At 60.5% G+C, this 5,818-nt stretch carries 6 protein-coding genes and 1 pseudogene; all 7 read left to right on the top strand.

Annotated elements, in window-relative coordinates:
* The first annotated feature begins 254 nt into the window (after nucleotides 1-254).
* Nucleotides 255-1,529 carry a hypothetical protein gene (locus KDL09_RS05525; RefSeq protein ID WP_294382451.1) on the top strand — a complete coding sequence of 425 codons (1,275 nt, stop codon included), beginning with the start codon at nucleotides 255-257 and terminating at the stop codon, nucleotides 1,527-1,529.
* 58 nt (nucleotides 1,530-1,587) lie between these two features.
* Entirely contained in the window at nucleotides 1,588-3,171 is a 1,584-nt protein-coding gene (locus tag KDL09_RS05530; RefSeq protein ID WP_294382454.1) for a hypothetical protein, read from the top strand.
* Between the two features lie 15 nt (nucleotides 3,172-3,186).
* Complete coding sequence (locus KDL09_RS05535; protein ID WP_294382456.1) at nucleotides 3,187-3,624, top strand: GNAT family acetyltransferase; 438 nt, start codon at nucleotides 3,187-3,189, stop codon at nucleotides 3,622-3,624.
* A 6-nt stretch (nucleotides 3,625-3,630) separates the two neighbouring features.
* A complete protein-coding gene (locus KDL09_RS05540; protein ID WP_294382458.1) occupies nucleotides 3,631-4,158 on the top strand; it encodes a GrpB family protein in 528 nt (175 codons plus the stop codon).
* Nucleotides 4,159-4,215: 57 nt separating this feature from the next.
* Nucleotides 4,216-5,187, top strand: coding sequence for an alpha/beta hydrolase (locus tag KDL09_RS05545; RefSeq protein WP_294382461.1), 972 nt, complete (start codon nucleotides 4,216-4,218; stop codon nucleotides 5,185-5,187).
* A complete protein-coding gene (locus KDL09_RS05550) occupies nucleotides 5,184-5,561 on the top strand; it encodes a VOC family protein (RefSeq protein WP_294382466.1) in 378 nt (125 codons plus the stop codon). Before KDL09_RS05545 ends, KDL09_RS05550 begins: the two co-directional genes overlap by 4 nt.
* A 31-nt stretch (nucleotides 5,562-5,592) precedes the next feature.
* Nucleotides 5,593-5,818, top strand: a pseudogene (locus tag KDL09_RS05555) (OsmC family peroxiredoxin); the annotation flags it as partial.

Below are 5,818 nucleotides of genomic sequence, written 5' to 3' on the forward strand. Positions count from 1 at the left end.
CGTCGTCATCGAGGCACGCATGCTTGATTTGTTGGACCACGATCGGGTCCGCTAGACGTTCAGGCCCGTTCATGGTCGGTGCTTTTTGATACTCGTTGAGTTCGAGTTATTGTTCAAGTGCTTTTTGATACTCTAAAGAATCAGGGTAACGAAAATGGCCATTTTCCAGTCCATTTCAGTCCATTTATGGCCAACCGGCACAAGTCTCTGGCATCCCTTGAAGGAGGAGGCTGCGGCATCCACGTTGCGTGGCCATGAACCGCCGCGCCTTCATCGCCTCCACCCTCGCCGTCTCTGTTTATCGTCCGCTTGTCGCTGCGGATGCTGCTACGGCGGCTGAACAAGCCCACAGCGAAATCTGGCGGCGCTTCATCGACAAGTACGGCATCATGATCGACTTCGCGGACATGGACGGCAAGGTGTCGCTGCCGACGCCGGAGGAGTGTCGGGAGGGGAAACCGAATGCGCTGGGCTGGTGGGCGCCGATTGAGAACGGGGCGATGTTCAACGGCTTCTACATGGACGCGGCGGTCCTGCGCTGGAAGCGCACGAAGTCGGCGGACGATGCCGCGAAGGCACGCAAGCTCATGGAGGGCCTCCTCATACTTAACTCGATCAGCGATGTGAAGGGCTTCGTCGGACGCGGCGTGAGCACGGACGGCAAATCGCATTACCCGATGGGTTCGAACGACCAGACGCTGCCGTGGTTCCTCGGCCTGTGGCGTTACTGGGAGTCCGGCATCGCCACCGACGAGGAAAAGCAGCGCATCACGAAGCATCTCGTCGAAACGACGGAGGAGATCATGCGGCTGGGCTGGAAGATGCCGGCGGAGGCGCCGTTCGGCACGCGCGGCAGCTTTGAGGGTTTTCATTTCGAGGAGACGAGTCGCAAGCTCTTCGTCATGAAAATGCTCTACGCCGTCACGGGTGATGCGAAGTGGCAGACGATGTATCTGGCGGAGCTGGACGCGCGTGGTGGCGAGAAGAACGAGAGCAAGCGCGAGCTCTGCATCGGTGGCATGAAGTTCTTCTATGCCAGGACGCACAACTGGACCTCCTGCGGCGGCGTGAGTGCGTTGCGCGGCCTGTGGGAGCTGGAGACGGACGCGGCGCTGAAGGCGGACTACGCGAAGGGGCTCGTCGCGAGCGCGAAACTCGCCGCGGAAAGCCTGCCGCTGGCGCAGCAGTGGGACAACGCGGACACAAGCTACTTCGAGATGAACTGGCGCGTGATGAACGCGGAATGGAAACCGCAGACGACCGAGAAGGAATCGCAGGAACTGGCGCAGCAGCAGTTGAAAAACTTCCGGAAGCTGGCTCCGCGTCGCGGCAAGGAGACCGCCTTCATTCGCGAACCGTCCGCAGCCGCGTGGAATGTCATGCTGTGTCCCGACGCGGACGTTTTGAAACAATTCGCACCGGAGATCAAGAAGCTCATCGCACATTTCGACTACACGAAGCTCTACTACTCGCAGTTCTTCTGGGTGGAGGCGGCGTGGGAGCGGCTGTTGCTGCTTAAGGCGCAATGATCCAAGGATGAAGGCGCGGTTAGAATCGCTTGGTTTCGCCGTTTTGGGAAACCTTGCCATGAACCGCCCATCTTCTTGTCTGCTTCTCGCCGCGTTTGCGTTTGGATCGCTGAACCTGCGCAGCGCTGATGCCCCCGACTCAATCGCCCTCGTGCGAGGCTTTGCAGATGCGATGATCGAGCACGGCCGCGAGAACCTGCCGGATCCGAAACTGCCGTTGTTTCCGATCGTGCTCACGCGCGACAAGTATCAGGTGCCGCGGGTGAAGGTGAGCAATCTCTACACCGCGCGCGTGCCGCAGGAGTTCAAGAGCATCGCGAACATCCATCACGACCTGAACCTGTATCAGATCTTCTACGCGCTGACGAAAATCACCGGCGACGCGAAATACGCCGCCGAGGCCGACCGCGTGATCGATTACTTCCTGAAGCACTGCCAGGAGCCGAAATACGGCTTCTTCTGCTGGGGCGAGCACCTCGGCTGGGATGTGCTGCTCAACGAGCCCGGCGGTTTTGATCGTGAGGCCAAGGAAGGGCGCATGGTTCACGAATTCTACCGCCCGTGGATCTTCTGGGAGAAATCGTGGCAGATGGCGCCGGACGCGTGCCACCGTTACGCGCAGGCGCTGTGGCGTTATCAAATCGACCACACCGACGGCAAGATTTCCTTCTCGCGTCACGCGATGCTTGCCAGCAAAACACCGAGCCGTCGCGGCATGGACTTCCCGCGCCACGGCGGATTCTACATCGCCACATGGGGCGCGGATTATCGTCACACAAAGGACCCGGAAATCCTCGAGGCCATCGACAAGCTGGTCGCCATGTATGAGTCCTACCGAAATCCGAAAACAGGTGCGATCCCGCATGGCTCGGGCGACTTCGCTTTCGACAAGGACGGACGCAAAACGCAATACGTTTACACGCAGAGCCCGCTCGGTCTCGCGATCGAACTCACCGGCGCCGCGCCTGCGATGCCGGACGCGCTAAAGGCACGCATGACCGCGCTTGCCGAGAGCATCGACAAGGCCTTCCTCGCCACGCCGCATGATCCGGGTCCCGGCGGCAAAGGCTTCGTGCTCTTCTGCGATCCCGCAACGCTCGCACCCACCGAATACTGGCAGTCGAAGGAGGAACTGGACGCCGGCAAGCCGCCGCGTCGCTATCCTTACACCGGCGGCTGGCGCTCCGCCTACACCGGAGAGCATCCGCACACCTGGGTCGTGCCCACGCTTATCGCGCGTCACCAGCAAACGAACAACGAAGGCTACAAGAAGCTCCTCGTCGCGTGCGCGGACAATTACCTCACTGCCGATCCCGAGGATGGGCTGGTCTCGTCGGAAAAGAGCGGTCGCGCGCCCGACGTGGAGTCCGGATCGATCGGCAACGTGATCGTGCTGCTCAACGCCGTCTTCAAACTCACGCAGGACGACAAGTATCTTGCCCGCGCCGAATGGTTCTCCGCCTGGGCCGCAAAGAAGTTTTGGCCGGATCAAAGCACGCTCCCACGCGCCTCCGTGCGCGAGAACATCTACTCAGCAGCCTCGCGCAGCGACACGCTCGCCATGGCGATGCTGCAAACCGCGCTTCTGCGCACGCAGCCTGACCTCGAAAAAGAACTCGGCTTGATCGCGACGGACCGTTAATCTCCGGCATCCCCGATGCCCAATCTCCACATCCGCCCGTTCCAAGCCGCCGACGAAGACGCGGTGATCGCCCTCTGGCAGGCCTGCGGCCTCGTCATGCCGCAAAACAACCCAAAGCGTGACATCGCCCGCAAGCTGCGCGTGAATCCGGAGTGGTTTCTCGTCGGCGAACTCGATGGAGAAATCATCGCCTCATGCATGGCAGGCTACGAAGGGCATCGCGGCTGGATCAACTACCTCGCCGTGCATCCCGATCATCAGCGGCAGGGATTCGCACGTGAGTTGATGCAGCACGCCGAGGCTCTTCTGCGTGCCGCCGGTTGCCCGAAGATCAATCTACAGGTGCGCGGCACCAACGCGGCCGTGATTGCCTTCTACGAGTCCATGGGCTTCGCCGTCGATAACGTGGTCGGCATGGGCAAGCGGCTGGAACACGACACGCCGCCGGGTTGACGAGCCATGCACTACCAAGTTGCCCCGCACGACCCTGATTGGAAACGCCGGTATGCAAACGAGGCGGAATCGATCACGGGTGCCTTGATCAGCATATCCGTGAGGCTTCATCACATCGGTAGCACGGCCATTCCCAACATCGCCGCCAAGCCGATCATCGACATCTTGATGGAGGTCGATGACCTAGGCGCTCTCGACTCACTCTCACCCGCGATCGAGCGGCTCGGCTACGAGGTCATGGGCGAGTTTGGGATTCCTGAGCGGCGTTACTTCCGCAAAAACGACGCCGCAGGCACCCGCACGCACCAGATTCATGCCTTTCAGACCGGAAGCCCCGGCGCTGTGCGCCATCTGGTCTTTCGCGACTACATGATTGCGCATCCGGAGGCAGCTTTGGCCTATAGCACGTTGAAGCAAAGCCTCGCACGGCAGCATTCTGACGATTTTGAGGCCTACATGGATGGAAAGGACGCCTTTATCAAAGAGCATGAAGCCCGGGCCATCGCGTGGGAACGGTTGCGAACACGCACCTAACTTCGCAGCCTCATCGAAGCCGCTAGTTTGGCGATTCCACCACGTTTGAAGCCTGCCATGAAAGCCTTTCTGTTCCTTCTCCTGACGCTGCCCGCCCTGGGACAGGACCTGTCCGCGCAAAAGCAAAACATCCTCAGCACTGCTGAGAAAAGCGCCGTCGAAGTGAAGCTCGACCAGCCCTACGCTGGCAACAACAATCCCAAGCAGATGGTCGATGTGTATCTGCCGAAGAAGCGGAACAGCGACAAGCCGCTGCCGGTCATTGCGCTGATCCACGGCGGCGGCTGGGTGAATGGTGACCGCATCGGCTACGCGGCGCAGGCGATCCAGTTCGCACGCACGGGCGACTACGCCGCAGTGACCGTCGGCTACCGGCTCACGAAGGAGGCGCACTGGCCCTCGCAGATCTACGACTGCAAGGCGGCGATCCGCTGGATTCGCGCGCATGCGAAGGAATACAATCTCGATGCCGACAGAATCGCTGTTTGGGGCAGTTCGGCGGGCGGTCATCTGTCGTCACTGCTCGGTACGAGCGGTGATGTGAAGGCACTCGAAGGCGATCTCGGCCCGAACACGAGCTTCAGCAGCCGCGTGCAATGCGTCGTAAATTTATGCGGCCCCGAAGACTTCACGCAGGCCCTCATGTTCGACAAGGAAGGCCAGCCCATCTGGAAAGACGATGCAGTGAGCGGCCTGCTCGGCGGCAATGCGCAGGAAAAACATGCGGAGGCTGTCGCTGCGTCCCCCGTGACGTATGTGAGCAAGGATGATCCACCCTTCATCACGTTTCAGGGCACCAAGGACCAGCGCGTGTCGTTCCGACATGCGGAGACGATTCATGCCGCGCTGAAAAAGACCGGCATCACCTCGCTGCTGGTCCCGATCACCGACGGCGGTCATGGCTCGGTGAATCATCCGGAAGTGAAAGTGCGCGGACAGCAATTCACCGACAAAGTCCTGCGTGGCATCGAAGCCACGATCGACACCACGCCCATCCCTGCCCTGCCGGAAAAGAAGAAAGAACGATGAAGCTCGAACTCGATCATCTTGTCCTCACCGTGCGCGATCTCGATGCGACGGTTACCTTTTACACGCAGGTGCTGGGTATGTCGCACGAGGTCTTTGGCTCCGGCAGACATGCCCTGAAGTTTGGCTGGCAGAAGATCAACCTGCACCCGGCCAGCGCGCCGCTGACGCCCCACGCCGCCAATCCATGCTCCGGATCGGCAGATCTTTGCTTCCTTTCTTCAACGCCGTTGAAGGACGTCATTCAGGAACTTCAATTCCACGGCGTCGAAATCGAAGCCGGTCCGGTGGATCGCACCGGCGCCCAAGGACCGATCAGATCGGTGTATTTCCGCGACCCCGACGGCAACCTGCTGGAAGTTTCGAACTCAATTTGAACTCGACGAAGTCCGCGTCCTAAGTCCGCGCATGTCTGCTCACCTCGCGACCATCCGCTGGCGAAACAGCGGCCCCGACTTTGCCAGTCGGCGCTATTCGCGGGAGCACACGCTGCATTTTGACGGCGGTGTCGTGGTGCCAGGATCGCCCTCTCCGCAAATCGTGCCCGCACCCTGGTCGAATGCGGCCGCCGTCGATCCTGAAGAAGCTTTCGTCGCCGCGGTGGCCGCATGTCACATGCTCTGGTTTTTACACG

It is taken from the genome of Prosthecobacter sp., from assembly GCF_020439865.1.
Lineage (GTDB): Bacteria > Verrucomicrobiota > Verrucomicrobiia > Verrucomicrobiales > Verrucomicrobiaceae > Prosthecobacter.

What these genes read in the sequence shown, in the direction of transcription:
- KDL09_RS05545 (WP_294382461.1), top strand. Translation starts at nt 4,216, where the DNA reads ATGAAAGCCTTTCTGTTCCTTCTCCTGACGCTGCCCGCCCTGGGACAG.
- KDL09_RS05525 (WP_294382451.1), top strand. Translation starts at nt 255, where the DNA reads ATGAACCGCCGCGCCTTCATCGCCTCCACCCTCGCCGTCTCTGTTTAT.
- KDL09_RS05535 (WP_294382456.1), top strand. Translation starts at nt 3,187, where the DNA reads ATGCCCAATCTCCACATCCGCCCGTTCCAAGCCGCCGACGAAGACGCG.
- KDL09_RS05550 (WP_294382466.1), top strand. Translation starts at nt 5,184, where the DNA reads ATGAAGCTCGAACTCGATCATCTTGTCCTCACCGTGCGCGATCTCGAT.
- KDL09_RS05540 (WP_294382458.1), top strand. Translation starts at nt 3,631, where the DNA reads ATGCACTACCAAGTTGCCCCGCACGACCCTGATTGGAAACGCCGGTAT.
- KDL09_RS05530 (WP_294382454.1), top strand. Translation starts at nt 1,588, where the DNA reads ATGAACCGCCCATCTTCTTGTCTGCTTCTCGCCGCGTTTGCGTTTGGA.